Origin of the sequence: Cognatilysobacter tabacisoli (assembly GCF_003586305.1) — a bacterium.
Taxonomy (GTDB): Bacteria; Pseudomonadota; Gammaproteobacteria; order Xanthomonadales; family Xanthomonadaceae; genus Cognatilysobacter_A; species Cognatilysobacter_A tabacisoli.
In genome coordinates, this window is the sequence record NZ_QXJI01000001.1 from 429,697 (window position 1) to 456,496 (window position 26,800).

Sequence of the window (26,800 nt, forward strand, 5' to 3'; positions counted from 1 at the left end):
CCATGGACGGAAGTGCGCAATCGTGCGCGCACAAGCCAACGCGCCCGGTGCACGGTGTCGGTCACGCCGGAACGGAAAGAGATGGGGGACACCCGAAGACGGGGTCGCGAGAAGACCGGAGCGGGTTTCACCTGAGGTCCGCGCGCCCGGGGGGGGTGGGGTTAACCACGGCCAGCGGCCACCGTCCGCTTCGATGAATTCGTCGGCGGGCCCGCGAGAGGGGCCCCGCATGGGCGCGCTGCTGTTCGCCGGATCGCCGGGCGGCACGCCCGGCGTCATCCGCCTGCGGAGCCCGTCGCGCGACCCCGCCGGCGCGCGACGGCGTACAGCCCCGACCCGACGAGCAGGAACCCCATCGTCAGCAGCGCGGATTTCAGGCTGACCTGCAGCATCAGCCAGCCGCAGGCGGCGATGCCCAGAAGCGGGATCGCCGCGCCCATCGGCAGCACGAAGCCGCCGTCGCCGCGATGGCGCGGGCGCAGCAGCGGCACGGCGGCGCAGGTCAGGCCGTACAGAAGCAGGCGCGAGACGACGCTCGACGCGGCCAGCCACGCGAACGAGCCGAACACGGCCATCGCGAACGAGATCGCCCCGTACATCACGATCGAATTGGCCGGCGTCAGGTGGCGCGGGTGCACGCGGCCGAACCACGCCGGCAGGCTGTCGTCGAGCGCGAGCGAGTACGACACGCGCGGCGTCGAGAAGCTGGTGCTGACCAGGTTGGCGCCAACCGACGCGACCACGCCGAACATCAGCACGGCCGCGCCGACCGGGCCGAGTAGCGCCGCGGCGACGTCGAGCAGCGGCGTGGTCGAGGTGGCGATGCCCGGCACCGCCGCCATGCTGACCAGCTGGATCGCCACGTACAGCAGCGCGACGGCGAGCAGGCCGAGCAGCAGCCCGCGCGGCATGTCGCGGCGCGGGTTGCGGGCCTCGCCGGCCGGCACCACGGCCGACTCGAAGCCGACATAGGCGTAGACCAGCAGCAGCACGGCGGCGCCGAGGTCGCTCCCGGCCGGCGGCACGATGCTCACCATCGGGACAGCGCCGCCGCCGAGCACGGCCACGCCGGCGACCACCACGCCGACCAGCACCGCGAACTTCAGCACCGTCAACGCCGCGAGCGAACCGATCGCGCGCGTCGCGCCGATCACGTTGATCAGGGTCATGCCGCCGCAGATCAGCGCGAGCATCGCGATCCGCGTCGCGCCCTCGCTGGCCGCCGGCCAGAAGTAGCCGACGCTGTTGACCAGCAGCACGGCGTTGGCCGAGAACGCGATCGCGCGCGCCACGTAGAACAGCCAGCCGGCCTGGAAGCCCAGGAACGGGCCGAAGGCCTCGGTCGCGTAGCGGATCGGCCCGCCGGTGGCGCGGAAGTAGCTGGCCAGTTCGGCGAAGCACAGCAGCACCGGCAGGATCAGCAGCGCGCATAGCACGTACACCAGCGGGCTGAAGGCGCCGGCGGCGGCGACCGCGCCGCTGGGCAGGCCGAAGATGCCCGCGCCGATCATGCCGTTGACGACCAGCAGCCAGATCCCCCATGCACCCAGGCTGCGCGGCAGCTGTTCCGGTCGATCGTCGGCCACGTCGCTCCTTCGGGTCACACCAGGCCGCAACGCGGCCTTCGCTGGGATGGACGATCAGTCCGCACTCTGGCGGAGCTGGAAGAGGTTGCCTTCGGGGTCCCAGGCATTACGCACCACGAACCCGGGGCCGTGCCACTGCTCTGCAAGGACATCGCCGCCCATGGCTCGGGCGGACGCCTGCGCGACCGCGAGACTGGGGACGGTGCAGAAGAACTTGATGGCGGCGCGGTCGCGAAGCTGCGGCGGGTCGGTGATGACGACCTGGGCCGCGGCCTGCGGCGGCATGGCATGGACGATCAGCTGCAGGTCCGGTGAGCGCACCACGATCATCTGGTCGGTCCGATGCGCGGCGGTCAGGCCAAGCACCGACTGATAGAAGCCGGCGAGCCGACCCGTGTCCTTGGCGTAGAGGAAGATGCCGGCGCGAGCGGGTGCGGACACGATGACTCCTGGTGCGTGGGGCGGCGAAGGCGCCAGTGCGGCGCGTGGCGCGCCGACCGGCCCCGCAGTCTGGGTTCGGGCAGCGGCAAACGCAAAGGCGTGGCGGTGGCCAACGGCGGACGCGCCGCGCGCGGCGGGGTTTGGAAATCAACCCGTCGGCTTGGCAGACTCGGGGCGCTGCACTGACTGCAGCATTCGACAAGGACGTGCCATGGACCGGGAACCGACTTACGCCACCGCGCTGCTGCCGCCCGAGCGGCTGGCCGCGCTGGACCAGCAGCTGGCCTCGATGGAGGTCACCCTGACGCTGCTGCGCTTCGCCCCCGGCGACGCGCGCGGCGCCATCCCGTGGTCGCCGGCGCTGTCGCCGGCCTACTGCCGCCAGGTCGCCGCCGCGCTCGACCTGTACGGCAGCGAGGTTGACGACGACGACGGTAACGGCATCGACAGCGGCGAAGCGCACGAGGTGCTGACCGCCGAGCCCGCGCTGCTCGATCGCCTGCACGCGCAGTGCGACCGGCTGCGTCGCGTGCTCGCGCTCAGCGAGGAAGTGCTCGAGGCGGTCGGCAGCGACGTCATGGCGCTGGCGCTCGAAAGCCACGTCGCGCTCGAGCGCGTCGGCCGCGCCGACCGCATCACGCCGTGGTGGAAGCGCGGGTCGTAGGGTGGGGCATGGCCCATCGCGACGGAGCCGGGTCGGAAGTGCCGGATGGGCTTGAGCACGCCCCGGGTCTGCGCGATTGGCCCGCGCCACCACGCCGGACGTAACGGGGCCCGTGCTATCACCGGCCCATCGCAAACCGCCCATCGGAGGCGCCCCATGGAAGCCAATGAACTGCACCGCGGCCGATTGATCGACCACCTCCAGCTGGTCGTGCGCGACCTCGACGCCAGCCGCGCGTTCTACCGCGCCGTGTTCGACGCGCTGCAGGTGCCGATGGGCGGCGACGAGGCGGACTACTTCTGGGCCGACGAACTGTTCGTGTCGACCGCCGACAGCGAGGCCGCGCAGGGCGAACTGACCGGCCGCACCCACCTGGCGTTCCAGGCCGCGGACCGGGCGATGGTCGACGCGTTCCATCGCGCGGCGCTGGCCCACGGCGGCACCGACAACGGCGCGCCCGGTGAGCGCCCCTACCACCCGGGCTACTACGCGGCGTTCGTGCTCGATCCGGACGGCAACAACATCGAGGCGGTGTTCCACGGCGAAGCCAAGCGCAGCGCCGCGTCGGTGAAGGTCACGTTCTAGGCGGACGCGTCCCGCGCGAAGTGGCGGCCCCGCGCGGAGTCAGTCGTTCCACTCGCGCTCGTATTCGTCCAGGGCCTTGCGGACCTCGCGGTCGCGCTCGGCGCGGACCTTGAGCCACTCGTGATAGGCCTCGCGCTCGGACTTGTCGCGCTCGCGCCAGTACTCGGCCTCGGCCTTGGCCGACTCGCGTGAGCGCTCGTCCTCGAGCTTGCGCTGCTCGCGCAGCCACTCGTCGTGGCGCTTGGCGTCCTCGCGCGCCCACTCGGCCCACTTCTTCTGCTGCTCGTAGGGGTCGTCGGCCAGCGCCGCGGCGGGGGCGGCCAAGGCGAGGGCCAGCGACAGCATCAGGACGGTTCGCATCAGGCGGCTCCATCGAGGGGTACGGCATCGTCGGCCGGCCGCACTGAACCGGCCCGCAACCCGCGCCGCACCGGCGGGGTGCAGACTTCATACCCACTTCACCGTCGGGCCATCGGCGCTTCATGGCGGCGCGGCACGCTGTGGCCACGGTCGGCTGCCATGCGCCGACGACCCCCTTCCTCGATCCGCTGGAGAGACCCATGGCCACGCACCCGACCCCCGAACTGCGCCGCGGCGCCAACCGCTGGCGCCCGCTGATCTGGGGCGGCGCGGCCGGCCTGCTGCTGCTGCCGCTGGTGGCGATGCAGTTCACCGCCGAGGTCAACTGGACGGGCGGCGACTTCATCGCGATGGGCGCGCTGCTCGCCATCGCCTGCAGCCTCTACGAGCTCGGCGCCTGGCTCAGCGGCAACCCCGCCTACCGCGCGGGCTTCGCCATCGCGGTGCTGGCGGGCTTCCTGACGGTGTGGGTGAACCTCGCCGTCGGCATGTTCGGCAGCGAGCACAACGACCTCAACCTGATGTTCGCCGGCGTGCTGCTCGTCGCCGCGCTCGGCGCGCTGGCGGCGCGCTTCCGCGCGGCCGGCATGGCGCGCGCGATGGCCGCGACCGGCGTCGCCCAGCTGGTCGCGGCGGGCGTGGGGCTGGCGGTCGGATTGAACGTCGGCACGGATGAGGTCGCCGGCCCGAGCCTGTACCGCGAGGCCTTCCTGACCGCGTGCTTCGCCGTGCCGTGGTTCGCGTCGGCGTGGCTGTTCGAGCGCGCCGCGTCGCGCGCCGTCGACGGCGCGGCGCCATGAGCCGCGCGAATCGCGCGAAGAGCGCGCCGTCCGCGGCCGGATCCGCGCCCTTCGCGCGCGACCCGCTCGACACCCTCGTCGACGCCGTGTTCGGCACCGTCGTGTTCGCGATCGGCGCAGCCAACCTGTGGCTCGTCCACCCCGTGCCCGGCGCGATCGGCCTCGTGCTGTCGCTGGTCTATGTCCGGCCGGTGCGGCGCGCGCTCGAGCGCACGCTACGGCTGCGGATTCCGCGCGTCGTGCGCATCGCGCTCGGCGTCGCGGTCGTGTGGTTCACCCTCGGCGTCAGCGACCTGGGCGACATGATCGATTGAGCGGCGCTGCGCGATCCGCCTTCCGGCGATCCGCCCGGCACGGAGCTCTGTGACCGCCTGTACGATTGGCAGCGAGTCGAAGGGCACCGTCCGCACGCGACTGGACGATCGAAGCCACAGGGAGAGCGCAGTGAGACAAAGGGTCGGCATACGTTGGGCAAGCACGCGCCTGTCATCGACATTCAAGCTGTTTGCGCTGGCGACTCTAGCGGGCAGCGTGTTCCTGTGGGGGCGATTCATTCCAGACGGGACCCGTGCCGGGTCCGAAAGGGCGTCTCGCTCCGTGCTTCATACACACGAGAGCCTGAGGGGTCTGGCCCCGATCCCGCAGCCCGCTGCGTCGGCGGACGCCTACGAGTTGCTTGTGACGTCGATCTACCGGCTTCCGCCTCCTTGGGACTACTTGGGGAACGGCAGCAGCGAGCTCCAGCCCACGTATGTCGCGAGCGAGGTCGCGGATTTCACCGGTGACGGACGGAACGATGTCCTGACCATCGCATACGAGATGCCGAGTCCGGGCAACGTACGTGCCTTCGTCTTGCCGCAAACGCCTGCGCAATCGCTGGGCACGCGCCTGGAGTTCCTTTTCCCGGATGGGTGGCAAACGTACGGCTCGCACGTCGGAACTGAAGTGGCCGACCTCAATCGAGACGGCGTGGCGGATCTGGTCCTGACCCGAACGTACTCGATTAACGTGATGCTCTCCGATGGGCGCGGCGGATGGACGGGGTCCAATCTCACCTGGTCCAACGACTACCTCGCCGACGCACCGGCGGTCGCGCTTGACTTGAACAGCGACGGCAAGTTGGATCTCGTGACTCACCTCAGCAAGGCGTCCTCCACCTTGCCGCAGGATCCGCGCAGCCATTTTCTCGTGGTTTCCGGCGATGGGGCGGGGGGGCTGGGGGAGCAGCGGAGGTTGTTTACCGGTATGACCCACCACTACGACATCCGTAAAGTGAAGTCCCTCGCCGCCGGGGACTTTAACGGGGACGGCAGGCGCGACGTCGCCGTGCTCATGCAGGAGTACGACTACGCGAACGCGGCGGCGGGCAGCCGTTATCCGGTCAAGGTGTTCACCAATGGCGGGGCAGGCGAGTTCGCCGAGCCGTACGTCGTGACCATCGATTTCACGCGGAATGGATTGGTGGCGGGAGACTTCAATGGCGACGGCGCGACCGATCTCGCCGCGGCGCACGAATCCGCGGGCGACTCCACGATTAACGTGTACTTGCAACGCGACGGCAAGGTGCAGGACAGCGGGATTCGATACCCTACCTACTCGTCGCCTGCCAGTCTCGACGCCGCGGATCTGGATGGGAACGGCAAACAGGATCTGGTCGTGAGTTACGACGGACAGCAACGTACGGAGTATTACCTGCAGGAGAGCGGCGTGCTGCGCGCGCCGGTCTACATATGGATCAACCACCATCCCTCTGCTCGAGTGGGTCGGACCGCGCAGGGCGTGAACGATTTCACCGGCGACCACTGCCCCGATGTCGCAATCGCGCTCACGTACGGCGCGTTGTGGCTGCTCGAAGGGCGCAACTGCCAGTTCGTCGCTCCGTCGATGTCGGCACCGCTACCTCCGCTTCCGGTAGATTGAGCTCGCGAACACCGGCGCCTTCGCGTACCACGCGTTCACACCGCTGGACTAGCGTATAGCTTTCCCGAAGGCGCCTCGCATGCCGCGCAAGTCCGAAGCCAGGCGTCCGCCGAAGCCGCCCACCGCCACGCCCGCCCGCACCATCGCGCCCGACACCGGCTTCGTCCGCGTGCGCGGGGCGCGCGAGCACAACCTGAAGGACGTCGACCTCGACGTACCGCGCGACCGATTGGTCGTGTTCTCTGGCGTGTCGGGTTCGGGCAAGTCGTCGCTGGCGTTCGGCACGATCTACGCCGAGGCGCAACGGCGGTACTTCGAGTCCGTTGCGCCGTACGCGCGGCGGCTGATCGACCAAGCCGGCGTGCCGGACGTCGATTCGATCGAGGGCCTGCCGCCGGCGATCGCGCTGCAGCAGCAGCGCGCCGCCAGCAACGCGCGCTCAAGCGTCGGCAGCGTGACCACGCTGTCGAGCCTGGTGCGGATGATGTACTCGCGCGCCGGCGCCTACCCGCCGAAGCAGGCGATGCTGTACGCCGAGGACTTCTCGCCGAACACGCCGCAGGGCGCGTGCCCGCGTTGCCACGGGCTGGGCCACGTGTACGAGGTGACCGAGGCGCTGATGGTGCCGGACCGCTCGCTGAGCATCCGCGAGCGCGCGATCGCGAGCTGGCCGCCGGCGTGGCACGGGCAGAACCTGCGCGACATCCTGGTGACGCTCGGGTACGACGTCGACACGCCGTGGAAGGATCTGCCGAAGAAAGACCGGGAGTGGATCCTGTTCACCGAGGAGACCCCGACCGTGCCGGTCTACGCCGGCTTCACTCCGGCCGAGACCCGCGCCGCGCTGCGCCGCAAGACCGAACCCAGCTACATGGGCACCTATACGGGCGCGCGCCGCTACGTGCTGCACACTTTCGCCACCACCCAGAGCGCGCTGATGAAGAAGCGCGTGTCTCGCTTCCTTGAAGGCCGCATGTGCCCGCAGTGCGACGGCAAGCGGCTCAAGCGTGAGGCGCTTTCGGTGACGTTCGCCGGCGTCGACATCGGCGCTCTGTCGCAGATGCCGCTCGACCGCGTCGCAGAACTCCTGGAGCCGATCGCACGCGGCGAATTCGATGCGCACGCAGGCGGCGAAACCGTCGACACCGCAGCGACCAGGCGCGACCGCGCCAAACGCGCCGCGGCCAAACAGGCCACCCACGCCGCCGCGCCCGACGTGCGCCGCACGCCGGCGCTGTCGGAGGAGAAGCGGCTGGCCGCGCAGCGTTTGGCCGAGGGAGTCGTCGCCCGCCTGCACACGCTGCAGGCGCTGGGGCTGGGCTACCTGTCGCTCGACCGCACCACGCCGACGCTGTCGCCGGGCGAGCTTCAGCGCCTGCGCCTGGCCACCCAGCTGCGCTCGCATCTGTTCGGCGTGGTCTACGTGCTCGACGAACCATCCGCCGGCCTGCACCCGGCCGACAGCCAGGCGCTGTACGACGCGCTGGAGCAGCTGCGCGACGCCGGCAACTCGGTGTTCGTCGTCGAGCACGACCTCGAGCTGATGCGCCGTGCGCAGTGGCTGGTCGACGTCGGCCCCGACGCTGGCGAACGGGGCGGGCAGGTGCTGTACAGCGGCCCGCCGGACGGGCTCGCCGACGTGCCCGACTCGCGCACCGCGCAGTACCTGTTCGGGACCACGCCGATGCCGGCCAGCCGCGAGCGCACGCCGTCGGGCTGGCTCGAGCTGCGCGGGCTGCACCGGCACAACCTGCACGGCCTCGACGCGCGCGTTCCGCTCGGCGTGCTGACCGCGGTCACCGGCATCTCCGGCTCGGGCAAGTCCAGCCTGATCGCGCAGGCGCTGGCCGAACTCGTGCGCTTGCACCTCGGTCACGAGCCGGAGGACAGCGACGACGACGCGCCCGACGCGCCGACCGCGATCGAGCGCACGCGCGGCCACCTGGCCGGCGACGTCGACGCGGTGCAGCGGCTCGTGCAGGTCGACCAGAAGCCGATCGGCCGCACCCCGCGCTCGAACCTGGCCACCTACACCGGCCTGTTCGACCACGTGCGCAAGTTGTTCGCCGCCACCCCCGACGCGCGCCGCCGCCGCTTCGACGCCGGGCGCTTCTCGTTCAACGTCGCCAAGGGCCGCTGCGCCACCTGCGAAGGCGAGGGCGTGGTCAGCGTCGAGTTGCTGTTCATGCCGAGCGTCCACGCCCCGTGCCCGACCTGCCACGGCGCGCGCTACAACGACGCGACGCTGCAGGTGCAGTGGAACCGCCGCAACATCGCCGAGGTGCTGCGGATGACGGTCGAGCAGGCCGGCGAGTTCTTCGCCGGCGAGGACGCCGTCGCCCGCCCGCTGCACCTGCTGCGCGAGATCGGCCTGGGCTACCTGCGCCTCGGCCAGCCGGCCACCGAGCTGTCCGGCGGCGAGGCCCAGCGCATCAAGCTGGCGACCGAACTGCAGCGCAGCCAGCGCGGCCGCAGCCTGTACGTGCTCGATGAACCCACCACCGGCCTGCACGCCGCCGACGTCGACCGGTTGATGCTGCAGCTGCATCGGCTCGTCGATGCCGGCAACACCGTCGTGGTGATCGAGCACGAGATGCGCGTCGTCGCCCAGGCCGACTGGGTCATCGACATGGGCCCGGGCGCGGGCGAGCGGGGCGGAAAGGTCGTGGCGGAGGGGAGGCCGGCCGAGGTCGCCCACGTGCGCGGGAGCCCGACGGCGGGGTATCTGGCGGCGACGCTCGCCGGCTGAGCCACGAGGGAGCGGCCAGAAGTGCCACCAACCCCCCTCGCGGCCACCTCAAGCCTGGCCAGCCGAGGTAGCCTTAGGTGCTTTCGATAGCAGGACTCAATGGATGACCGTCTCCCCCAAAGCCACCGTCGTCGGTCTCGTGACGCCGCACCTGCTGCGGATCGTCGAACTTGCCAACAACGCTGAGAAGGGCGCGACGGTGGACTGGCACGTGCGCGACGCCGTGGCCAAGTCGATGGCCGAGATGGGCGACCAGTACAACGCTGCTGCGCTGGTCGCGGCGTATGTGGAGGGGCTGGAGAACGCGGCCGCACGGGCTCCCAGGGCACACCAGCTGTACGTGGGCGTGCTCCGGTCGGCGGCCGAGTCGGCGCGTCGTCTCCGGCGCGATTGACCGGGGGGGGCGCCCGGATCGCGCTTGCGCGCCGGAGCGCGCGATGTCGCTCAGCCGGCCCCGTAGCGCCGCTGGCACGTGTCGCACCAGAACGCGCGCCGCTTCGCCTGGCCCAGCTGCTTGCGGTAGCTCAGGCGCGTGCCATCGCGCGGGCACAGCTGCCTGGTGTGCACCTGGTAGTGCTTGCGCAGCACGTAGGCCCTCTTCCAGCGGTAGAAGTCGAAACTGTACTCGCGCGCCTGCGCGACGAGCTCGGCGAGCTTGCGCGCCGGCAGGGCGCCGGCGCGGCTCTCGGGGTGGACGCGGATGCGGTGCAGCACCTCGTTCTTGATGATGTTGCCGACCCCGGCGAACAGGTCCTGGTCGAGCAGGGCGTCGGCGACCAGCGTCTCGGGGCGCGCGCGCAGCTTGCGGCGCGCGGCGGCCGGGTCCCAGTCGTCGGCCATCACGTCAGCGGTCCAGTCGTAGTGCTCGTCGAGGTCGCCCTCAAGGAACTTCACCGAGCACGCGTAGAAGTTGAGCGCCTCGCCCTTGCTGAACCCCAGCGACAGCCGCGCCGGCGTGCCCTTGTCCTCGTCGATGCGGTAGCTGCCGAACAGCAGGAAGTGGATGCGCACGCTGAAGCCGCTGAACTCGAGCAGGAAGTGCTTGCCCCAGCTGCGCACCGCCTTCAGCGTCCTGTTTCGCAGCCGGTCGATGTCCTGCTTCGTGTTGCCGGACACGCGCAGCACCTTGCGGCCGGCGAACTTCGCCGCGGCCTCGCGCAGGATGACGATCGACGGACCCTCGGGCATGGCCGCACCATCGCGGTCCGGGCATGAGGCAGGCGTCAATGCGCGGGCCCGTGGCCGACGGGCACGGGAGGCGGCGGCGGACCTCCGCCGACGCCTCCTCGTGGTCTGTTGCGGCGAAGGGCAGCGACCCTCCGACTGGCCGCCCACCGGATCGGGAAACGTAACCTTACCGGCGGTGCTCCGCCGTCCAGAGGAATTCGCCATGGCTCGTCCCGTCATTGCAGCCGCTTCGGTCTTGCTTCTCGCCGCGTGTGCCTCTCTGACGGAGCGTGGAGGGGATATCCGCACCGCCGCCGCGCCGGAGGAGCGCATCGCGCGCCTGCTGCGGGCCAATCCGCTGGTCGATGGGCACAACGACCTGCTGGGCAGGTACCACGCCTGCGGAAGGGACTGTCCACGCGGGCTGGAAGGCTACGACATCCGCGCGGATGCGGCGGGCGATACCGACATTGCGCGCTGGCGCGCCGGTGGCGTGGGCGGCCAACTGTTGAACGCGGGATGGCGGGCCGACGAGCCGGGCCTCGATGGCACCTTGAAGGGACTGGCTTTCGCGCGCGCCTTGGTGGCCCGCCACCCCGGCGATCTGGCATTGGCCGTTACCGCCGCCGACGTGCGTGCGCGTCATGCCGAGGGCAGGATCGCCGTGCTGCTGGCGCTGGAGGATCCCGGGCGTCTGGGCCGTGACGAGGGCACCGTGCAGCGCCTGGCGGGCGAGGGGGTTCGCGCCAACCTGCTCGCGTATTCCGCAGCCACCGAGTTCGCGGACGGTCACGCCGGTCCGCCTACCCATGGCGGGCTGTCGGCGGAGGGCGTGGCGATGGTCGGATGGATGGAACGCGCGGGCATGCTGGTCGACCTGTCCCATGCCTCGGCCGACACGGCCCGCGACGTGCTGGACGTCGCGCGGGCGCCGGTCATCTTCAGTCACTCCAATGCGGCCGCTTTGGCCGACGTCCCGCGCAATGTTCCGGACGACGTGTTGCGTCGCCTGCCCGCGAACGGTGGGGTCGTCATGGTCGGTTTCGTGCCGTATTTCGCCAGCAAGCCCTTCGCCGAGTGGATGGCGCGCGGTGATAACCAGTGGGAGACACTGCTCTCACGCCACGGCGGCGATCGGGCGAAGGCTGGCGCCGAGATGGCGCGATGGGAGGCCGATCACCCACCCCCGCGCGTCGCAATTGCCGACATCGCCGACCACATCGAGCACATCCGCGACGTGGCCGGCGTCGACCACGTGGGCCTCGGTGCCGATTTCGACGGGGTCGCGTTCAAGGTCGAGGGGCTGGAGGACGTGGCCAGCTACCGGCGCCTGCTCGTCGAACTCGCCCGCCGCGGATGGAGCGACACCGACCTCGCAAAACTGGCCGGCGGAAACTTCCTGCGCGTGCTCGCAATTGCGGATGCGCAGCGGGTGGCGATGTCGCCGCGTTGACAGGCCGATCCGGGCGGCACGACCCGCGCCGGGCGCTGCGGCGCCCGGGCTGGCCGCCGCTATCATCCCGACATGGCCAAACTCCTGCTCAACCTGCGGCACGTGCCCGACGACGAAGCCGACGACGTGCGCGCCATGCTCGAGGCGGCGCGCATCGACTTCTATGAAACCCCGCCGAGCGTGTTCGGCATTTCGGCCGGGGGGATCTACGTCAGGGAGAACGACGACGTGCCCGAGGCCAAGCGACTGATGGCCGACTACCAGGCGCAGCGTGGCGCGCGCGTGCGCGCCGAGCGCGAGGCCGCGGTGCGCGACGGCACCGCGGAGACGTTCTGGACCGTGCTGCGCGCCGAGCCCGTGCGCGTGGTGCTGACGGTGCTCGCGATCCTGTTCCTGCTCGGCCTGGTGGGTCTGCCGTTCGTCCTGTTCAACGGCTGAGGCCGCGCCGCGCAGTCGTGGGTCGGTTCACCTAAGGGCGCAGCGAGAATGCGCATCGGCGATGGGTGTCGCTTTCGGCTCGACCCATCCTACGCAGGCGCCACGGAAGCTCGCGCGGCCTAGCGGCGCGACCGCGCGCTGGGCGATGGGTATCGCCTTCGGCTCGACCCATCCTACGCAGGCTCCACGGCAACTCGCCCAATCAAGCGGCGCCGTAGGAAGCGTTGTGCGCAAGCGACCCACCGCCGCGGCATCGGGCGGATGGGATCGCCGAGGGTTCATCCCATCCTGACGCGCTGCGGATCCGCGTCCGGCGCCAGGCCTCGTGCACCTACCGCAGCTGCGCCGCCAGGCCGTCGAGCGCCGCCGACAGCTTCGCGTGGCGCTGGGCGTTCGGGCCCTTGGCGCCGGCGGCGGTGTTGACCGACGTGGCCAGCGCGCCGAGGCGGCCGGCCAGCGCGGCCTTGTCGCCCGACGCGGCAGGCTGCGCGAGCGCGCTGCGGGCGGCATCGAGCGCCGCGCGCAGGTCGCGCTCGAGTCCGGCGTCGAGCGCGCCGCCCCGCGCCAGCTGGTCGACGTAGGCCGCGGCGACGACCGGCGCATCCGGCCAGCGCACGGCGAACTGCTGCTGCGGGTTGAACACCGCGCCGCCGGTGGCCAGCGCGGCGGCGGCGATTTCATTGGCGGTGATGAACTCACTCGGCTGCAGCGCCAGCACGTCCAGCCCGCGCGTGATCTCCGAGCCGTAGATCCGGCCGCCGTGGTAGTACGCGGACCAGAAGCCGCCGGTGACCAGCTTCTCGGCGTTGATCGGCCCGCGGTCGAAGTAGGCGATCTCGAACGGGTTGGCCGAATCGGTGAAGTCGATCAGCGACAGCCCGCCCTGGTACCAGGCCTGCACGAACACGTCGCGGCCCGGCACCGGCACGACCGAGCCGTTGTGCGCGACGCAGTTCTCGGTCACCGCCTGCGGTGCGGGGATCTTGTAGTAGCTGCGGAACACCAGCTTGCCGTCGACGATGTCGTAGATGGCGTTGGCCCCGTAGTTGCGCGGGTCCGACGCGCGGCAGCGCGGGCGCGTGCCGCCGCCCCATTCGTCGGTGAAGATCACCTTGGTGCCGTCGTTGTTGAAGGTCGCCGAGTGCCAGTACGCGAAGCCCGGGTCGATCACCGCGTCCAGGCGCCGCGGTTTCATCGGGTCGGTGATGTCGAACAGGATGCCGTTGCCCGAGCACGCGCCGGCCGCGATCCGGCGCTCCGGGAACACGGTGATGTCGTGGCAGTGGTCGGTCTTGTTGGTCTTCTGCGTGCGCTCGCCGTGGTCGCCGCCGCGCCACAGGCCGGCCAGCGTGCCGGTCTCGGGGTCGGCGAACACCGCCGGGCTGTCGACGATGCGCGCCTTCGACGGGTCGGCGAGCGGGATCTCGATGACGTCGATGCGGAACAGCGCGGTGCGCTCGTCGCCGGGCAGGTCGTCGATGCAGCGCTCGAGCTCCTTCTGCTTGCGGATCGAGCTGGTGCCCGAGTTGTAGACGACGATGCGGCGGTCGTCGCTGGACACCACCGAATGCGTGTGCGAGCCGCGGCAGGTCTGCACCGCGGCGACCTGCTTCGGCCGCGCCAGGTCGCTGATGTCGAACACGCGCAGGCCGCGGAAGCGCTCCTTCGAGACGTCCTCGAGCACGCCCTGCAGGCCGCAGTCGAGCCGGCCGCGGGTTTCCTCGACCGACATCAGCAGCAGGTTGCCGACGATCGACACGTCGCCCTGGCCGCCGGGGCAGACCACCGAGCTGACCAGCGTCGGCACGCCGTTGTCGTCCATCCGGTACGCGTTGAAGCCGTGATAGTTGCCGACCACCAGCACGTCGCCGGAAAACGCCATGTCGGTGTTGGCGAAGCTCAGCAGCCCGCTGCGGCCCTTGCCGGTGGACTCGCCGCGGAAGCGCTTGAGCGCCTGCTCGCGCTGCTGCTTGGCGCGCGCCTCGGCGGCCTTCTTCTTGTCCTTGTCCTCGTCCTTCTTCTCGTCGTCGCTCGGCTCCAGCGGGAGGCCGGCCGGGTTCTCGGGGTCGAAGAAGCCCGGCGGCTTCGGCAGCGACGCCACCCGGCGCAGGTTGGCGATGGCTTCCTTGGCGTCGCGGAAGCCGGCGGCCAGGCCGGTGCGCGGATCGCCGCTGACCGTCGCCAGCAGCGCGGTCATGCGCTCGATCTCGGCGGCCTGGTCGTTGCCGACGTCGTCGACGAACTCCATCAGCGTCGGGTCGTACGCCGAGCCGGACTGCTCGAGCAGCTTCTCGACCATCGTCAGCGCGCCGGCGTGGTGGTTGATCATCAGCTGCAGGAAGCGCCGGTCGAAGTCCGTGCCTTCGGCCGCGGCCAGCGCCGCCATTTCGGCGGGCGTGGCCATGCCGGCCATCGTGTGCGATGCGCTCGGCGCGTTCGCGGCGTCGCCATGCGCGGCATGCATGCCGGCATGGGCCTGCGGGTCCGGCGCGGTTTCGCCGCGTGCGGCCAGCCACTGCCGCATGAACGCGATCTCGTCGCGCTGCGATGCCTCGATGCGACCGGCGGCCTCGACCACGCCGGGCGAGTTGGTGCGCGTGCCGACCAGCGCCGCCATCTCCAGCGCCTGCTGGTGGTGCGGAATCATGTCGCGCATGAAGCGCACGTCGGCGGCCGAGTAGCGCGACGCGGCGATCTTCACCGCCTCGTCGGGCGACAGGCTGCGCGGGGCCGCGCCCGGCGCGCCCGGGTTGACGATGCTGACCTGTGCCGCGGCCGGCGCGATCGGCACGGCCAGCAGCGCGGCGAGCAGCAGCGTCGGGCGCATGCGCGTCGCGCGGGCCGGGGTCGAGGCGGGGCGTGGCGTGCGCAGACGGGTCATCGGTACGATCCTGTGGACGGTGGGTCGAACGGCGCACCACGCGCCGCGGCCCGCGAACGTAGCAGAACGGCACGCGCGAAAAACGCGCTGTCGACGACCGATTCCGGAACGCAGCGGTCGGGATTCGCGTGCACTTCGACGCGACGATTGATCGCGTCAATGGCGGGCGGCGGAGCACGGGCGCAGAGGATGCCGCTTCCAGGCGATGCAGGTGAGCGTCGCAAGCTCCTGGCGCGCACTGCGCGGTCAATGCAATGGGTTCGGTCGGCAAAATCAGCGAGAGCCGACACGCCGGTGCTGAGCACCACACGCCTGGGCGCGACCAAATCGAAGGCCGCGCGTTTGCCGGTTCCCGGACACCGTACTGCGCATCCGGCTCGGTAGACTTCGGGTTTGCCGCCACGGAGCCGCGACCGATGCAGCGCATTCTTTTCATCATGTGCAGCCTGCTGGCTTTCGCCGCGCCCGCCGCGTCGGCGCAGCAGCCGGTCTTCGACACCCACGTCCACCTGCGCGACGGCGAGGCGTCGTTGCGCGAGTACCGTGCCGACGTCGCCAAGTCGGGCGCCGCGCTGTCGGGGCTCGCGGCGATGTGGTTCGGCGGCCCGCACCAGGCGTTGCAGGGGCAGCTCGACAAGGTGCGCGCCGGCAACGATTCGATCATCGCGCTGGCCGCGAAGCACGCCGACGTGGTGCCGGTGGCGACGGTGCATCCGTATGACGGGCAGGCCGCGCTGGACGAGGTCACGCGCGTCGCCGCGCGCGGCGTCCGGGTGCTGAAGATCCACCCGCATACGCAGCGCTTCGACGCCGCCGACCCACGCGTGCTCGCGCTGGTGCGCCACGCCGGGGCCAGCGGCATGGCCGTGCTGATGGACAACGCCAACATCCTGCCGGGCGACAGCGAGCGACTGTTCAACCTGGCGCTGCAGGCGCCGAAGACGAAGTTCATCTTCGCCCACATCGGCGGCATGAACTTCCGCTTCTGGAACATCCTCGCGCTGGCGCGCACCGCCGACGGCCTGTTCGCCAACAACATCCACTTCGAGGTGTCGGGCGCCGTGGTGCTGGCGGCGGACTCGCCGATCGAGGACGAGTTCGTCTGGACGCTGCGCAACGTCGGCATCGACCAGGTGATGCTCGGGTCCGACTACCCGCAGATGGGCCTGGGCCAGGCCGCCGATGCGCTCGAGCGGCTGGACCTCACGGACGACGAGAAGGCGAAGATCCGCTCGGGCAACGCGCGCAAGCTGTTCGGCCGGTAGGGCGTGTCGCCCGTCGGCCGGGTGCCGCCGCGGCCGTGAGTTTGCGACGCCCGGCGCGCGCCGGCGGCGCGCAGCGGCGCGAACGACTCGACGGGTCCGAGGCCGCAGCAGCCCAGGCCCCCATCACCCGCGCCCCCCAAGCCGCCGGGGTGCGCTCGAGCCGGATCAGTCGCCGCGCACGAAGGCGTCGGGAATCTCGTAGCGTTCGCTGCCGATCGTGGCGACGGTGGTGTCGCCCTCGCGGCTGGACGCGATCGGCATTGCGGCCGTGCCGTCGGCCTCGGCGGTCGAGAACGACAGGAAGCTGCCGTCGGCGTTGAAGAAGATCGTGCGGGTGCGGCCGTCGGGCAGTGCGACCTCGACGTAGGTTCCGGTCTCGGTGCCGCGCACGACGCCGGCCTCGCACATCCCCGCCGCCGCGCCGCGGTAGCCGGAGCAGCGCACCTGCGCGGTCGCGTGGTACGGGGTGCCGGCGACCTTGGCGTCGCCCTGGCCGTCTCCGTCGCCCGGCACGGCCGCGCGGCCCGGGACGGATACCAGGGTCACGCCATCGACCGTGGCGACGACGGTGCCGCCGAGCGCGGCCGCGTCGTCGGCGGACAGGCAGCCGGCGAGCGCGGCGCTGTCGTCGAGGAAGGTCGCCGTCGCCGCGCTTTCGCCGATGCGGCGGCAGGGATCGCCCGGGTTCGGGAAGCCGTCGCCGACGACGACCAGGCTGGCCGGCCATGCCGATGCCGCGGCGGCGGCGCTTGCGGCTGGGGCGGCCGTTGCCGGCGCGGGATCCGCTGGCTTCTGGCACGCGGCAAGCGACGCGGCGACGGCGATCGACAGCACGGCGGTGTGGGCAATGGCGCGCATGGTTCGGCGACTCCCGGATCGTGGGTAGGCGAGGGCGGCTGCGGCGGACTGTAGCGCGCGGTCGCGGCGGCGGACCACCGCGGGCGGGCCCCACGGCCCTGCGCCGCCACGGCGCTGGATTCCCCTCCGCCACTGTGCGCTCACGCCCCGAGGCGCATACGGGAAGCCCAAGCTCCGGGAGCCTGCCGTGAACCCGTTTACTCGCGTATTCGCACTGATGGTCGCCACCAGTGCCGCCCTGCTGCTCGCCGGCTGCGTCACGCCCGGCGGCTACGGCGGCTATCCCGGTGGCGTCGGGCAGCCGGCCCCCGGCTACCCGTCCGGCGGCTACCCGCCGGCCTATGGCAGCCAGATGGAAGGCACGGTCGCCGGCGTCGATCCCGGCTACGGCCGCATCCTCGTCGACGTGTACGACCCGCGAAGCGGCCGCATGCAGCAGATGGAAGTGCGCTACGACCAGCGCACGCGGCTGTTCTACCAGGGCCGCGAGCTGGCAGTCGAAGGCCTGGAGCGCGGCGACGTGATCCGCTTCGACGCCGTGCAGTCGGGCCGCGAATGGTGGGTGCGCCAGATCGAAGTCGTGCGCGACGTGCGCCAGGGCGGGTCGGGCTACGGCGGTGCCTACGGCAACGACCTGCGTGGCTCGGTCGCCTACGTTGACACGCGCAACCGCACGATCCGCCTCGACGGCGCCGTCTACGGCAGCAACACGCAGGTGATCTATGACGCGCGCACCATGGTCGAGTACCAGGGCCGCAGCTACCGCCCGGAAGACCTCGAACGCGGCGACCTCGTGCGCATCCAGGCGCGCCAGATCGGCAGCAACCAGTGGCTGGCCGAACGGATCATCGTGGAGCGCTCCGTCCGGTATTGACCGGTACGTGGAAGCGGGGCGATTGCGGGACGTCGCGCTTCGGCGCACCGACCTGCCAGCGCTCGAACGTAGAGCGCGGCGGCTCGCCCAATCGCGCTTCGAGGCAGAGGCGCGGAGCCCTCACGGTCCAGGGTTCGACCCTCCCGGGTCCAGTCGCGACCCTTGGGGGTCGACGCGCCGACCTTGGGGCGCGGGAGGCGGGGCCCAACGCTCGGGGCGCCGGGCCTCGGGGATTCGAGCGCCGACTCGGGAGCTCGGCGCCTCGACCGTGGACGGTCGACGCGCGGCCCCCGGCGGGGTGACGTCCGCACCCCCACCGCTCTAACCACCGAGCGGCTTGCCCGACCCGTGCACCCCGCCACGTCCACGCGCGCCGGGTCGCCGTGCGGATACCGCCGGCCGTTTGACCCCGATCAAGCTCGCGCGCCACCAACGCGCGACGCTGGACTCCCATCGCCGGAGGCAGCGCCATGAACGCCAACGTAGGTCGCATCGACAAATGGTTCCGCATTGCACTCGGGCTGGGCCTGATCGCCTGGGCCGTCAGCGGCGGGCCGGCGTGGGCGTGGATCGGCGTCGTGCCGCTGGCCACGGGCCTGTTCAACTTCTGCCCGCTGTACCGGCTGCTCGGCATCAATACCTGCGGGCGCTAGCCCGTCGCCGTGCGCGGCGGCTGCGCATGGCCCCGGCCACCGGTGCAGCTGCCGGACGCGCGGGTCGCTTGCAACCGTGCAGCCGCTAGCGCGCGCTGGCGCCCGCCCGGAAGAAGCGCGCGGCCAGCTCGTTGGCGAAGCGGCCGATCGCGCCCGGTGGCTGGTCGGCGTTGGCCAGCACGACCACGGTCACCCCGTGGTCGGGGAAGTGGGTGAACGCCGTCGAGAAGCCGAGCCCGCCGCCGCCCATGTGTCCGTAGCGCGCGTGGCCCTCGTAAGGAGTCACGCCGAGGCCGAAGCCGTATGTGGTGGCCGTGCCGTCGGTGAGCACGGCCGGCTGCCACATGCGCTCGCGGTGGCCGCGGTCCAGCACCGCGTCGGTGGTGAACGCCCGCAGCAGCCGCGTCATGTCGTCGAGCGTCGAGACGAGGCCGCCGTTTGCGAATTCGTCGAGCTCGAAGCGCGGCGCGTTGGCGAAGCCGTCCGCGACCGGTGCGTAGCCGTCGACACGCTGCGGCAGCACGGCGCGGTAGTCGAGCACGCCGGTGGCGGTCATGCCGAGCGGGCCGGTGATCCAGCGCGCGAGCGCGTCCTCGTAGCGGCCGTTCGACGCGCGTTCGACTAGCAGCCCGAGCAGGTAGTAGCCGGTGTCGCCGTAGGCCCAGTCGCTGCCGGGCGCGAATTCGAGCGGGTGGCAGGCCACCTCGCGCAGCACGTCGCCGCGGCGGTAGTCGGCGACGGCCTCGTTCGGGTTGCAGCGGCGCCCGGCGTGCGCGCTGAAGCTGGGGATGCCGCTGGTGTGCGACAGCAACTGCGCGACGGTGATGCCGCGCCACGCCGCCGGGAGCGAGGCGAGGTGGCGCTCGATCGGATTGTCCAGCGCCAGCTTGCCGTCCTGCACCAGCCGCATCACCAGCAGCGCGGTGAACGTCTTGCTGATCGAGGCGATGTTGAAGTTCGAGCGCGTGGTGACCGGCGTGCCCAGTTCGAGATTGCCCACGCCGTATCCACGCGCATGGACGACCTCGCCATCGACCAGCACCGCGACGGCGAGCCCCGGCAGGCGACGCGCCTGCAGCTGCGAGGCAAGGTAGGCGTCGAGCCCGACGGTTCCATCGCGTCGCGGCGCGGCGACGGCGTCGCCGGCCGCCTTCGCCCCGGGCGCTTGGGCGCGCAGAACGGGCGGAACCGTGACGAGCACCAGCAGTGACAGGCACAGCGCAAGACGGCGCATGGGCGACTCCCCGGTGGATCGGCGACGAGTGTCGCACGCGGGCGGCGGGCGCCGTCGGCGACGTTGCGCCGTGACGGGGGTGGGAGGGCAGCCTCGGCGTGCAGGCGCACCGGTGACTGCGTGCGACGGCATAGGTCGCGGCCCGACCTATCATCGGCAACTCCAGCCGATGCTGGCCGATCATGAGGAGTCGCACCGATGACGATCCCGCTGCAATGCCGCTGCGGCGCGGTGCAAGGCACGCTGGACCTCGACCGCGCGTACGCGCGGGCGACGTGCTACTGCAAGGACTGCCGTGCGTTCGCGCGGTACCTCGGCGCGGCCGAGGTGCTCGACGCCGCCGGCGGCACCGACATCGTGCCGGTGGCGCCGTCCGCGGTGCGCATCACCGACGGGGTCGAGCACGTGGCCTGCATGTCGTTGAGCCCGAAGGGCCTGCTGCGCTGGTACGCGTCGTGCTGCCGGACGCCGCTGGCCAATACGCCGCGCGAATCGAAGCTGCCGTACGTCGGCGTGGTGGCGGCGTGCCTCGATGCCACCGCGCCGGCCTTCGACGCGGCGCTGGGGCCGCGCGGCCGCGTGGCGATCGCGGCGCCGTCGGCAACCGCGCCGGTCAAGCCGACGCCGCTGGCGTACGCGCTCGCCGTCGCGCGCATCGTGGCCGGCGTGGCGGGCGCGCGGCTGCGCCGCGACCGGGTGTCGCCGTTTTTCGATGCCAGTGGCCGGCCGCTCCGCGCGCCGCACGTGATCACCCGCGAGGAGCGCGCGGCTCTGCAGTAAAGGCCCGGCGCGTCCCGCCACGGGGGCGCCGTCTGCCGGGGCCGCGGCTCGGAAGCGGGGTTGGCGCAGGGACGTCCGTCGCGCGGGCACGCCTCGCTGCGTCCTGCGCCCGGCGCCAATCCGCGACAATGGGCCTCCACTTCGAGCCGGCCACGCCATGCCCCCACTGCGCGCGATCCTGATGTTCCTGCTGCTCGCGGCCAATACCGTGCTGCACGTCGTGCCGCTGCTGCTGGTCGCACTGGTCAAGGCGCTGCTGCCGTCCGATCGCCTGCGCCGCGCCGCCGACCCGCTGCTGACCGGGATCGCCGAGAGGTGGATCGGCATCAACAGCGCGATGCTGGACCGCTTGACCGGCACCTGCGTGCACGTGCAGATGGATGCGTCGCTGCGCCGCGACGGCCACTACCTGGTGCTGGCCAACCACCAGAGCTGGGTCGACATCGTCGTGCTGCAGAAGGTGTTCAACCGGCGCATCCCGTTCATGCGCTTCTTCCTCAAGCGCCAGCTGATCTGGGTGCCGCTGCTCGGGCTAGCGTGGTGGGCGCTGGATTTCCCGTTCATGGGCCGCTACACGAAGAAGCAGATCGCGCGGCGACCGGAGCTGGCCGGCCGCGACATCGTCGCCACCCGGCGCGCATGCGAGAAGTTCCGTTCGATCCCGGTGTCGATCATGAACTTCGTCGAGGGCACGCGTTTCACGCCGGCCAAGCACGCCAAGCAGGGCGCGCCGTACCGCCACCTGCTGAAGCCCAAGTCCGGTGGCGTCGCGTTCGTGCTCGACGCGATGGGCGACGGCCTGCACGCGATCGTCGACGTGACCATCGCGTACCCGGGCGGACGGCCGTCGCTGGTCGACCTGGTTGCCAATCGCGTGCCGCAGATCCGCGTGCAGGTGCGCGAGCGGCCGATCCCCGTCGAACTGCTTGGCGGCGACTACCAGAACGACCGCGCGTTCCGCGTGCGCTTCCAGCAGTGGATGAACGCGCTGTGGCAGCAGAAGGACGAGGACCTGGCGCGGCTGTTGGGGGAGTAGGGCGCCGGACGATCCGCCCGCCGGTGTTCACCGGCTGCTTCCGCGCTCGGGCATAGGGTCACCCGACCCCCGAGGGAGGACGACCGATGATCGCGAAGATCCAGCCGTGCCTGTGGTTCGACGGCAACGCGGAAGACGCCGCGCGCTTTTACGCCGACACCTTTCCTGACACGCGCATCGGCGCGGTCATGCGCGCGCCGGGCGACTACCCGGCCGGCCAGCAGGGCGACGTGCTGACGGTGGAGATGACGCTGCTCGGCATGCCGTTCCTGCTGTTGAACGGCGGGCCAGAGTTCACGTTCAACGAAGCGGTCAGCTTCCAGGTGGCGACCGACGACCAGGCCGAGACCGACCGCTACTGGGACGCGATCGTCGGCAACGGCGGGCAGGCAAGCGTGTGCGGCTGGTGCAAGGACCGCTTTGGGCTGTCGTGGCAGATCACCCCGCGCCGCCTGACCGAGTTGATGGCCGCCGGCGGCGACACCGCCGCGCGCGCGTTCAAGGCGATGATGGAGATGACGAAGATCGACATCGCCGCGCTCGAGCGGGCGGTGGCCGGCACCGGCGCGTAACTCCCAAGCGCGGCTAGCGCGCAGGATCGGCGGCGCGAATGGGACCGCGGACCATCGTCTGCTAGTGCCAATCCCGCCGCGCCAGCCACCAGCAGCCGGCGATGAGCACCGCGACACCGCCGACCGCGCCGGACAGCGTGGCCTGCAGCGCGCGGTCGCCCTCCGCGGCGAGGATGTTGACCGGCAGCAGCCACGGGAAGTAGATCCCCGCCTTGGCCGACGTCGCGGCCACCGCGAAGAAGGTGCCGGTGATGCCGACGATCACCGGTGCGGCGAAGTTGGGCGTGGCCATCGCCACGACGAACTGGATCGCCACGACCAGCAGGCCGGCCAGCCACATGCGCCCGAGCACGCTGGCGAGCAGCGCGGCCGGGATCGGGCCGGTGGGCGCGGCGTCGGCGTCGAGCGCGCCGGACAACAGCCCGCTGGCGAGGATCGCGGCGCCCAGCAGCACCGAGATCACCGCCATCAGCGCGACGGCGAGCAGCGCCTTGGCGGCGAACACGCGGTCTTTCGGAATCGGCATCGACAGCAGCGACGACCACGCGCGCGGCCCATGCTCGATCTGCGCGAGCAGGGCGGTGAGCGCGGTCGCGGTCAACGGCAGCAACAGGAACGCCCAGATCGCCGCGCCGCTCAGCGCGTGCCGCTCCCAGTCGGGCGCGGCGTGGCCCGACAGCCGCATGAAGCACTGCATCACCAGCACCATCGCCGGGATCGCGAGCACGATCACCAGGCTGAGCGAGCGGCGCAGCTTCATCAGGTCGGCCTGCACCAGTCGCCACAGGCTCATGCCGGGACCTCCGATGCGCGGGTCATCTGCAGGAACAGCGCCTCGAGCCCGGGCCGGTCGACGCTGAGCCCGCTGACGCCGACGCGCGCGTGCACCAGTGCGGCCGTGAGCGCGGCGCGCTCGCCGGCGTCGAGGTCGGCCAGCGCGTGCACGCTGTCGCCGTCGGCCACCGCTTCGAATCCGCGCTCGCGGAACCACGCGAGCGTCGTGCCGGGGTCGTCGGTTTCGACCCGGATCCGCGGCGTCGCGCGCTGCAGCAGGCGGTCGAGCGGGCCCTGGTAGACCAGCCGGCCGGCGTCGACCAGCGCGCAGTGGTCGGCAGTCTGTTCGATCTCCGACAGCAGGTGGCTCGACAGCAGCACCGTGGTGCCGAAGCGCGCCGGCAGCTCGCGGATCAGCGCGCGCATCTGGGTGATGCCGGCCGGGTCCAGACCGTTGGTGGGCTCGTCGAGGATCAGCAGTCGCGGCTGCCCGACCAGCGCGCGCGCCAGCGCGAGCCGCTGGCGCATGCCGAGCGAGTAGCCGCGCACCGGCCGGTCGGCGGCATCGCGCAGCGCCACCAGCGCGAGCAGCTCGTCGACGACGGCCGCCGGACGCTGCAGGAGGTGCGTGCCGACCCGCAGGTTCTCGCGGCCGGTGAGGTTGGGGTACAGCGCGGGCGCCTCGACGATGGCGCCGACGCCCGACAGCGCCTGGGCGCGCTCGCGGTGCAGGTCGTGCCCGGCCAGCTCGATGCGCCCGTCGTCGGGCCGCACCAGCCCGAGCAGCAGGCGGATCGTGGTGGTCTTGCCGGCGCCGTTCGGGCCGAGGAAGCCGAACACCGAGCCGGCCGGCACGGCGAGGTGGAGCCCGTCGACGGCGGCGACCGCGCCGAACGATTTCGCGAGCGCGTGCGTGCGCACGGCGTGGGTCGGGGACGGTGACGGCATGGCGGCCTCGGCAGCGGACGGTCCCTTGTAGCCCGCGGCGCGCCCGCCCGGATGCGCCGGAAGTCAGTGTGCCGGCGCGCCTGCGCGCGTGGCGAGCGGGGGAGGAGCGCGCCGCACGGTGTGTCGACGGCCATGCGCCGGGGCGGGAATCGCGGTGGAGTCGCCGCGGAATGCACAGGCGCACGCCTCGCGCCCTGCATGTGCCTGCCGCGTCGACCCTGCCGATCGTTGGCTGACTTCCGGGCGCTCCGCGCGTGCGCGCTCGACCCGACAATGCACCCACGTTCTTCGAAGGGGAGCCGTCGTGACGGCGTCGTTCGTCCCGCATCCATCGGTGCGCTCCCCGTGGCCGGCGCTGCTGCTGCTGGCCGCGTGGATCGGCGTCGCCGGCCCGTGGTTCGTCTCGCCGATGTTTCCGATGGAGACGCTGCGGCAGTGGCAGCAGGCCAGCGGCGGCTGGGTGCCGGTGACGCTGGTCGCGTCGGTCGGCATCGGGCTGGTCCAGCTGGCGATCGTGTTCGGGCCGGGCCGGCAGTCGTTCTCCGACGTCGGCTGGCGCGCCCGCGCCTTGCTGCCCGCGCTGCTGGCGACGGCGCTGCTGTGGGCGCTGATGCAGGGCGCGACGGTACTGTCCGCCGCGGCGTCGGGCACGCCCCTCGTCGCGGCGCCCGCGTGGGCGCGCGGGCTGGGGATCGCGCTCGGGCCGCTGCTCGCCCAGCTGCTCGGCACGGCGCTGATGGAGGAGACCGTGTTCCGCGGCTACCTGTGGCCGCAGTTGGCGCTATGGCTGCGGACGCGGCTGTCGTCGACGCCGGCGGCGGTCGTCGCGCTGCTGCTGTCGCAGGCCTTGTTCGCGCTGGTCCACGTGCCGGTGCTGCTGTACGCCGGCACCGACGCGGCCGCGCTCGGCGGACCGCTGGCGATGCTGTTCGTCGTCGGGATCGTGTTCGCGCTGGTGTACGCGGCCACCGGCAACCTGTTCGTCGCCGTCGGCGCGCACGCGCTGGGCAACGCCACCACGCTGCTTTACCAGCCGCAGGGCCCGGCGCCGACGCTGGTCATGCTGGCGGCGCTCCTCACCGTCGTGACGACGGGATGGCTGTTTCGACGCCAAGGCCAGGCCGCGATGCGCGGCATGGAAGCGATGCCGTGACCGTGCCGGGCCCGCGCCAGTGCCGCCCCAGGCTGCGCCGGTGAGGCCCGAGCGTCGCGCCGGGATCGCGGTCAGGCCTTCGGCGTCAGCTTCATCAGCCGGCCGTTGCTGCCGCGGTTGCCGTCCTCGAGCAGCCACAGCGCGCCGTCGGGGCCCTGTTCGACCTCGCGGATGCGCGTGCCCATGTCGAAGCGCTCGGCCTCGCGCGCGCTGGTGCCGTTGAACTCGACGCGCACCAGCGCCTTCGACGACAGGCCGCCGATGAAGCCGCTGCCGTTCCACGCCGGGAACTGGCTGCCGCTGTAGATCACGAAGCCGGCCGGCGAGATCACCGGGTTCCAGGTGATCACCGGCGCCGGGAATTCCGGGCGGGTCGGGTGGTCGGGGATCACGCGCCCGTCGTAGTGGTCGCCGTTGGAGACGATCGGGTAGCCGTAGTTGGCGCCCTTGGTGACAAGGTTCAGCTCGTCGCCGCCCTTCGGACCCATCTCGTGCGCCCACAGCCGGCCCTGCGCATCGAATGCGACGCCGAGGATGTTGCGGTGGCCGAGCGACCACACCTGCGCGGCCACGCCGCCGCGGCTGGCGAACGGGTTGTCGGCCGGCAGGCTGCCGTCGTCGTTGAGCCGGATCATCTTGCCGAGGTTCGACGCCATGTCCTGCGCGGGGTCGAACTTCTGCCGCTCGCTCGAGCTGATCCACAGCTTGCCGTCGCGGTCGAACGCGATGCGGTAGCCGAAGTGCCCGCCGCCGGTCTGCTTCGGCACCTGGCGCCAGATCGTCTGCAGGTTCTCCAGCCGGCCGCCGTCGCCGTCGAGCACCAGCTTCGCCCGCGCGACCGCGCCGCCGAACAGCTCGCCATCGCCGGGCTCGACGTAGCTCAGGTACACCAGACCGTTGCGCGTGAACTGCGGGTGCAGCACCACGTCGCCGAGACCGCCCTGCGAGACCTTCTGCGTGGCCGGCGTGCCGGTCACGGTGCCGGTGCGTTTGCTCGCCGGATCGAACACCTTCAGCGCGCCGGCCATTTCGGTCACGAGCAGGCGGCCGTCGGGCAGGAAGGTCATCGCCCATGGCAGGTCGAACTTCGCGAACTCGGTCGCGTCGAACGGCGCGCCGGCCGGCGCCAGCGACGGGCTGCCGGACGTGCCTGCCGATGCCGTGGCGGCCGGCGCGCTCGCCGGCGGGGCATCGGCCGCGCCCACGGCGGCGGCGCCGGCGCAGGCGGACAGCAGGCCGGCGGCGGTGCCGGTGACGAACAGACGCGTGAAGCGGACCATGGCGACTCCTTGGGCGGTCGGGACAGAAGGCGAACCCGCCGACGTTAGCGCGGCGGTTGTTAGCGGGGTTTGCACGGTCCGTCAGGTTCGCAGCCGCGGGCCGTCGGGATGCGGCCGGACGCGAATTGCGCCGGGCGCGCGCGCCGATCGAGCCGCGAAAACACACGGCGCCGAGGCCAGGGATCACGCGCGCGATGCAGGCGAGTGACCGGCCACACGCGCGGGAAGCGTCCGGGCGTCGACGGTGGTGTTCGCGCAGACCGCGTTACCGCCGCGGGCCCCACGTCGTGCCGACCGGCGGCCGTCGCATCACGCCGTGCTTGACCGCG

The 26,800-nt window shown here is 71.7% G+C and carries 26 protein-coding genes; 16 read left to right on the forward strand and 10 right to left on the reverse strand.

Features of this window, described 5'->3' with window-relative positions; all coding sequences use genetic code 11:
• Nucleotides 1-275: 275 nt before the first annotated feature.
• Both D3A60_RS06610 and D3A60_RS06615 read right to left on the reverse strand, forming a co-directional pair.
• Nucleotides 276-1,586 carry an APC family permease gene (locus tag D3A60_RS06610; RefSeq protein WP_196778671.1) on the reverse strand — a complete coding sequence of 437 codons (1,311 nt, stop codon included), beginning with the start codon at nt 1,584-1,586 and terminating at the stop codon, nt 276-278.
• Nucleotides 1,587-1,640: 54 nt separating this feature from the next.
• Complete coding sequence (locus D3A60_RS06615; RefSeq protein ID WP_119717931.1) at nt 1,641-2,027, reverse strand: VOC family protein; 387 nt, start codon at nt 2,025-2,027, stop codon at nt 1,641-1,643.
• Nucleotides 2,028-2,238: 211 nt separating this feature from the next.
• Between D3A60_RS06615 and D3A60_RS06620 the strand changes: the two genes are divergently transcribed.
• Nucleotides 2,239-2,691: a hypothetical protein gene (locus D3A60_RS06620; RefSeq protein ID WP_119717932.1), complete on the forward strand. Its 453-nt coding sequence runs from the start codon at nt 2,239-2,241 to the stop codon at nt 2,689-2,691.
• A 156-nt stretch (nt 2,692-2,847) separates the two neighbouring features.
• A complete protein-coding gene (locus tag D3A60_RS06625; RefSeq protein WP_119717933.1) occupies nt 2,848-3,276 on the forward strand; it encodes a VOC family protein in 429 nt (142 codons plus the stop codon).
• 39 nt (nt 3,277-3,315) lie between these two features.
• Here the strand turns inward: D3A60_RS06625 and D3A60_RS06630 are convergent, their stop codons facing one another.
• The gene (locus D3A60_RS06630; RefSeq protein WP_119717934.1) at nt 3,316-3,636 is read right to left on the reverse strand and encodes a hypothetical protein; all 321 of its coding nucleotides are present in this window, start codon (nt 3,634-3,636) and stop codon (nt 3,316-3,318) included.
• A 200-nt stretch (nt 3,637-3,836) separates the two neighbouring features.
• Here D3A60_RS06630 and D3A60_RS06635 point away from each other — a divergent pair, with 200 nt between their 5' ends.
• The 5 genes from D3A60_RS06635 to D3A60_RS06655 all read left to right on the forward strand — a co-directional run bounded on the left by D3A60_RS06635 (nt 3,837) and on the right by D3A60_RS06655 (nt 9,499).
• On the forward strand, nt 3,837-4,436 hold the full coding sequence (locus tag D3A60_RS06635) for a hypothetical protein (RefSeq protein ID WP_196778672.1): 600 nt from the start codon (nt 3,837-3,839) through the stop codon (nt 4,434-4,436).
• The gene (locus tag D3A60_RS06640; RefSeq protein ID WP_196778673.1) at nt 4,433-4,750 is read left to right on the forward strand and encodes a hypothetical protein; all 318 of its coding nucleotides are present in this window, start codon (nt 4,433-4,435) and stop codon (nt 4,748-4,750) included. The genes D3A60_RS06635 and D3A60_RS06640 overlap by 4 nt, the downstream gene beginning before the upstream one ends.
• 364 nt (nt 4,751-5,114) lie before the next feature.
• Nucleotides 5,115-6,356 carry an FG-GAP repeat domain-containing protein gene (locus D3A60_RS06645; RefSeq protein ID WP_157981417.1) on the forward strand — a complete coding sequence of 414 codons (1,242 nt, stop codon included), beginning with the start codon at nt 5,115-5,117 and terminating at the stop codon, nt 6,354-6,356.
• A 79-nt stretch (nt 6,357-6,435) separates the two neighbouring features.
• On the forward strand, nt 6,436-9,105 hold the full coding sequence (locus D3A60_RS06650) for an excinuclease ABC subunit UvrA (protein ID WP_119717936.1): 2,670 nt from the start codon (nt 6,436-6,438) through the stop codon (nt 9,103-9,105).
• 103 nt (nt 9,106-9,208) lie between these two features.
• A complete protein-coding gene (locus D3A60_RS06655; protein ID WP_119717937.1) occupies nt 9,209-9,499 on the forward strand; it encodes a hypothetical protein in 291 nt (96 codons plus the stop codon).
• Nucleotides 9,500-9,549: 50 nt separating this feature from the next.
• Here the strand turns inward: D3A60_RS06655 and D3A60_RS06660 are convergent, their stop codons facing one another.
• Nucleotides 9,550-10,293, reverse strand: a complete 744-nt coding sequence (locus D3A60_RS06660) for a DNA-formamidopyrimidine glycosylase family protein (protein ID WP_119717938.1) — start codon at nt 10,291-10,293, stop codon at nt 9,550-9,552.
• 202 nt (nt 10,294-10,495) lie between these two features.
• Between D3A60_RS06660 and D3A60_RS06665 the strand changes: the two genes are divergently transcribed.
• On the forward strand, nt 10,496-11,725 hold the full coding sequence (locus D3A60_RS06665) for a dipeptidase (protein WP_157981418.1): 1,230 nt from the start codon (nt 10,496-10,498) through the stop codon (nt 11,723-11,725).
• A 72-nt stretch (nt 11,726-11,797) separates the two neighbouring features.
• The gene (locus tag D3A60_RS06670) at nt 11,798-12,163 is read left to right on the forward strand and encodes a DUF6164 family protein (protein ID WP_119717940.1); all 366 of its coding nucleotides are present in this window, start codon (nt 11,798-11,800) and stop codon (nt 12,161-12,163) included.
• A 331-nt stretch (nt 12,164-12,494) separates the two neighbouring features.
• Here the strand turns inward: D3A60_RS06670 and D3A60_RS06675 are convergent, their stop codons facing one another.
• The gene (locus D3A60_RS06675) at nt 12,495-15,044 is read right to left on the reverse strand and encodes a DUF305 domain-containing protein (protein ID WP_196778674.1); all 2,550 of its coding nucleotides are present in this window, start codon (nt 15,042-15,044) and stop codon (nt 12,495-12,497) included.
• A gap of 416 nt (nt 15,045-15,460) precedes the next feature.
• On the opposite strand from D3A60_RS06675, the gene D3A60_RS06680 reads away from it, so the two are divergent.
• Nucleotides 15,461-16,309, forward strand: coding sequence for an amidohydrolase family protein (locus D3A60_RS06680; protein WP_119717941.1), 849 nt, complete (start codon nt 15,461-15,463; stop codon nt 16,307-16,309).
• A 165-nt stretch (nt 16,310-16,474) separates the two neighbouring features.
• Here D3A60_RS06680 and D3A60_RS06685 read toward each other — a convergent pair whose 3' ends face one another.
• A complete protein-coding gene (locus tag D3A60_RS06685) occupies nt 16,475-17,167 on the reverse strand; it encodes a hypothetical protein (protein ID WP_119717942.1) in 693 nt (230 codons plus the stop codon).
• A 187-nt stretch (nt 17,168-17,354) separates the two neighbouring features.
• On the opposite strand from D3A60_RS06685, the gene D3A60_RS06690 reads away from it, so the two are divergent.
• Both D3A60_RS06690 and D3A60_RS06695 read left to right on the forward strand, forming a co-directional pair.
• Nucleotides 17,355-18,041, forward strand: coding sequence for a DUF5666 domain-containing protein (locus D3A60_RS06690; RefSeq protein WP_157981419.1), 687 nt, complete (start codon nt 17,355-17,357; stop codon nt 18,039-18,041).
• Nucleotides 18,042-18,511: 470 nt separating this feature from the next.
• Nucleotides 18,512-18,694, forward strand: coding sequence for a YgaP family membrane protein (locus tag D3A60_RS06695; protein WP_119717944.1), 183 nt, complete (start codon nt 18,512-18,514; stop codon nt 18,692-18,694).
• Nucleotides 18,695-18,779: 85 nt separating this feature from the next.
• Here the strand turns inward: D3A60_RS06695 and D3A60_RS06700 are convergent, their stop codons facing one another.
• Nucleotides 18,780-19,928 (reverse strand): serine hydrolase domain-containing protein, encoded by a 1,149-nt coding sequence (locus D3A60_RS06700; RefSeq protein ID WP_157981420.1) that lies wholly within the window; start codon nt 19,926-19,928, stop codon nt 18,780-18,782.
• Between the two features lie 198 nt (nt 19,929-20,126).
• Here D3A60_RS06700 and D3A60_RS06705 point away from each other — a divergent pair, with 198 nt between their 5' ends.
• The 3 genes from D3A60_RS06705 (at nt 20,127) to D3A60_RS06715 (ending at nt 22,316) form a co-directional block, all read left to right on the forward strand.
• Nucleotides 20,127-20,708, forward strand: coding sequence for a DUF6151 family protein (locus D3A60_RS06705; protein ID WP_119717946.1), 582 nt, complete (start codon nt 20,127-20,129; stop codon nt 20,706-20,708).
• 157 nt (nt 20,709-20,865) lie between these two features.
• Nucleotides 20,866-21,744: an acyltransferase gene (locus D3A60_RS06710; protein ID WP_119717947.1), complete on the forward strand. Its 879-nt coding sequence runs from the start codon at nt 20,866-20,868 to the stop codon at nt 21,742-21,744.
• 86 nt (nt 21,745-21,830) lie between these two features.
• A complete protein-coding gene (locus D3A60_RS06715) occupies nt 21,831-22,316 on the forward strand; it encodes a VOC family protein (RefSeq protein ID WP_119717948.1) in 486 nt (161 codons plus the stop codon).
• A 61-nt stretch (nt 22,317-22,377) separates the two neighbouring features.
• Here D3A60_RS06715 and D3A60_RS06720 read toward each other — a convergent pair whose 3' ends face one another.
• Together D3A60_RS06720 and D3A60_RS06725 are read right to left on the reverse strand one after the other, a co-directional pair.
• The gene (locus D3A60_RS06720) at nt 22,378-23,109 is read right to left on the reverse strand and encodes an ABC transporter permease (RefSeq protein WP_119717949.1); all 732 of its coding nucleotides are present in this window, start codon (nt 23,107-23,109) and stop codon (nt 22,378-22,380) included.
• Nucleotides 23,106-24,038, reverse strand: a complete 933-nt coding sequence (locus D3A60_RS06725; protein WP_119717950.1) for an ABC transporter ATP-binding protein — start codon at nt 24,036-24,038, stop codon at nt 23,106-23,108. The genes D3A60_RS06720 and D3A60_RS06725 overlap by 4 nt, the downstream gene beginning before the upstream one ends.
• Nucleotides 24,039-24,372: 334 nt before the next feature.
• Here D3A60_RS06725 and D3A60_RS06730 point away from each other — a divergent pair, with 334 nt between their 5' ends.
• Complete coding sequence (locus D3A60_RS06730) at nt 24,373-25,191, forward strand: CPBP family intramembrane glutamic endopeptidase (protein ID WP_157981421.1); 819 nt, start codon at nt 24,373-24,375, stop codon at nt 25,189-25,191.
• 71 nt (nt 25,192-25,262) lie between these two features.
• On the opposite strand, the gene D3A60_RS06735 is transcribed toward D3A60_RS06730, so the two are convergent.
• The gene (locus D3A60_RS06735; protein ID WP_119717952.1) at nt 25,263-26,471 is read right to left on the reverse strand and encodes a PQQ-dependent sugar dehydrogenase; all 1,209 of its coding nucleotides are present in this window, start codon (nt 26,469-26,471) and stop codon (nt 25,263-25,265) included.
• Nucleotides 26,472-26,800: the final 329 nt, after the last annotated feature.

Excerpts from the sequence above, each read along its gene's own strand:
- D3A60_RS06670 (WP_119717940.1), top strand. The coding sequence starts at position 11,798 with ATGGCCAAACTCCTGCTCAACCTGCGGCACGTGCCCGACGACGAAGCC.
- D3A60_RS06700 (WP_157981420.1), bottom strand. The coding sequence starts at position 19,928 with ATGCGCCGTCTTGCGCTGTGCCTGTCACTGCTGGTGCTCGTCACGGTT.
- D3A60_RS06635 (WP_196778672.1), top strand. The coding sequence starts at position 3,837 with ATGGCCACGCACCCGACCCCCGAACTGCGCCGCGGCGCCAACCGCTGG.
- D3A60_RS06710 (WP_119717947.1), top strand. The coding sequence starts at position 20,866 with ATGCCCCCACTGCGCGCGATCCTGATGTTCCTGCTGCTCGCGGCCAAT.
- D3A60_RS06620 (WP_119717932.1), top strand. The coding sequence starts at position 2,239 with ATGGACCGGGAACCGACTTACGCCACCGCGCTGCTGCCGCCCGAGCGG.
- D3A60_RS06640 (WP_196778673.1), top strand. The coding sequence starts at position 4,433 with ATGAGCCGCGCGAATCGCGCGAAGAGCGCGCCGTCCGCGGCCGGATCC.
- D3A60_RS06735 (WP_119717952.1), bottom strand. The coding sequence starts at position 26,471 with ATGGTCCGCTTCACGCGTCTGTTCGTCACCGGCACCGCCGCCGGCCTG.
- D3A60_RS06680 (WP_119717941.1), top strand. The coding sequence starts at position 15,461 with ATGCAGCGCATTCTTTTCATCATGTGCAGCCTGCTGGCTTTCGCCGCG.
- D3A60_RS06655 (WP_119717937.1), top strand. The coding sequence starts at position 9,209 with ATGACCGTCTCCCCCAAAGCCACCGTCGTCGGTCTCGTGACGCCGCAC.
- D3A60_RS06695 (WP_119717944.1), top strand. The coding sequence starts at position 18,512 with ATGAACGCCAACGTAGGTCGCATCGACAAATGGTTCCGCATTGCACTC.
- D3A60_RS06685 (WP_119717942.1), bottom strand. The coding sequence starts at position 17,167 with ATGCGCGCCATTGCCCACACCGCCGTGCTGTCGATCGCCGTCGCCGCG.
- D3A60_RS06660 (WP_119717938.1), bottom strand. The coding sequence starts at position 10,293 with ATGCCCGAGGGTCCGTCGATCGTCATCCTGCGCGAGGCCGCGGCGAAG.
- D3A60_RS06675 (WP_196778674.1), bottom strand. The coding sequence starts at position 15,044 with ATGACCCGTCTGCGCACGCCACGCCCCGCCTCGACCCCGGCCCGCGCG.
- D3A60_RS06650 (WP_119717936.1), top strand. The coding sequence starts at position 6,436 with ATGCCGCGCAAGTCCGAAGCCAGGCGTCCGCCGAAGCCGCCCACCGCC.
- D3A60_RS06715 (WP_119717948.1), top strand. The coding sequence starts at position 21,831 with ATGATCGCGAAGATCCAGCCGTGCCTGTGGTTCGACGGCAACGCGGAA.
- D3A60_RS06705 (WP_119717946.1), top strand. The coding sequence starts at position 20,127 with ATGACGATCCCGCTGCAATGCCGCTGCGGCGCGGTGCAAGGCACGCTG.
- D3A60_RS06720 (WP_119717949.1), bottom strand. The coding sequence starts at position 23,109 with ATGAGCCTGTGGCGACTGGTGCAGGCCGACCTGATGAAGCTGCGCCGC.
- D3A60_RS06630 (WP_119717934.1), bottom strand. The coding sequence starts at position 3,636 with ATGCGAACCGTCCTGATGCTGTCGCTGGCCCTCGCCTTGGCCGCCCCC.
- D3A60_RS06665 (WP_157981418.1), top strand. The coding sequence starts at position 10,496 with ATGGCTCGTCCCGTCATTGCAGCCGCTTCGGTCTTGCTTCTCGCCGCG.
- D3A60_RS06725 (WP_119717950.1), bottom strand. The coding sequence starts at position 24,038 with ATGCCGTCACCGTCCCCGACCCACGCCGTGCGCACGCACGCGCTCGCG.
- D3A60_RS06625 (WP_119717933.1), top strand. The coding sequence starts at position 2,848 with ATGGAAGCCAATGAACTGCACCGCGGCCGATTGATCGACCACCTCCAG.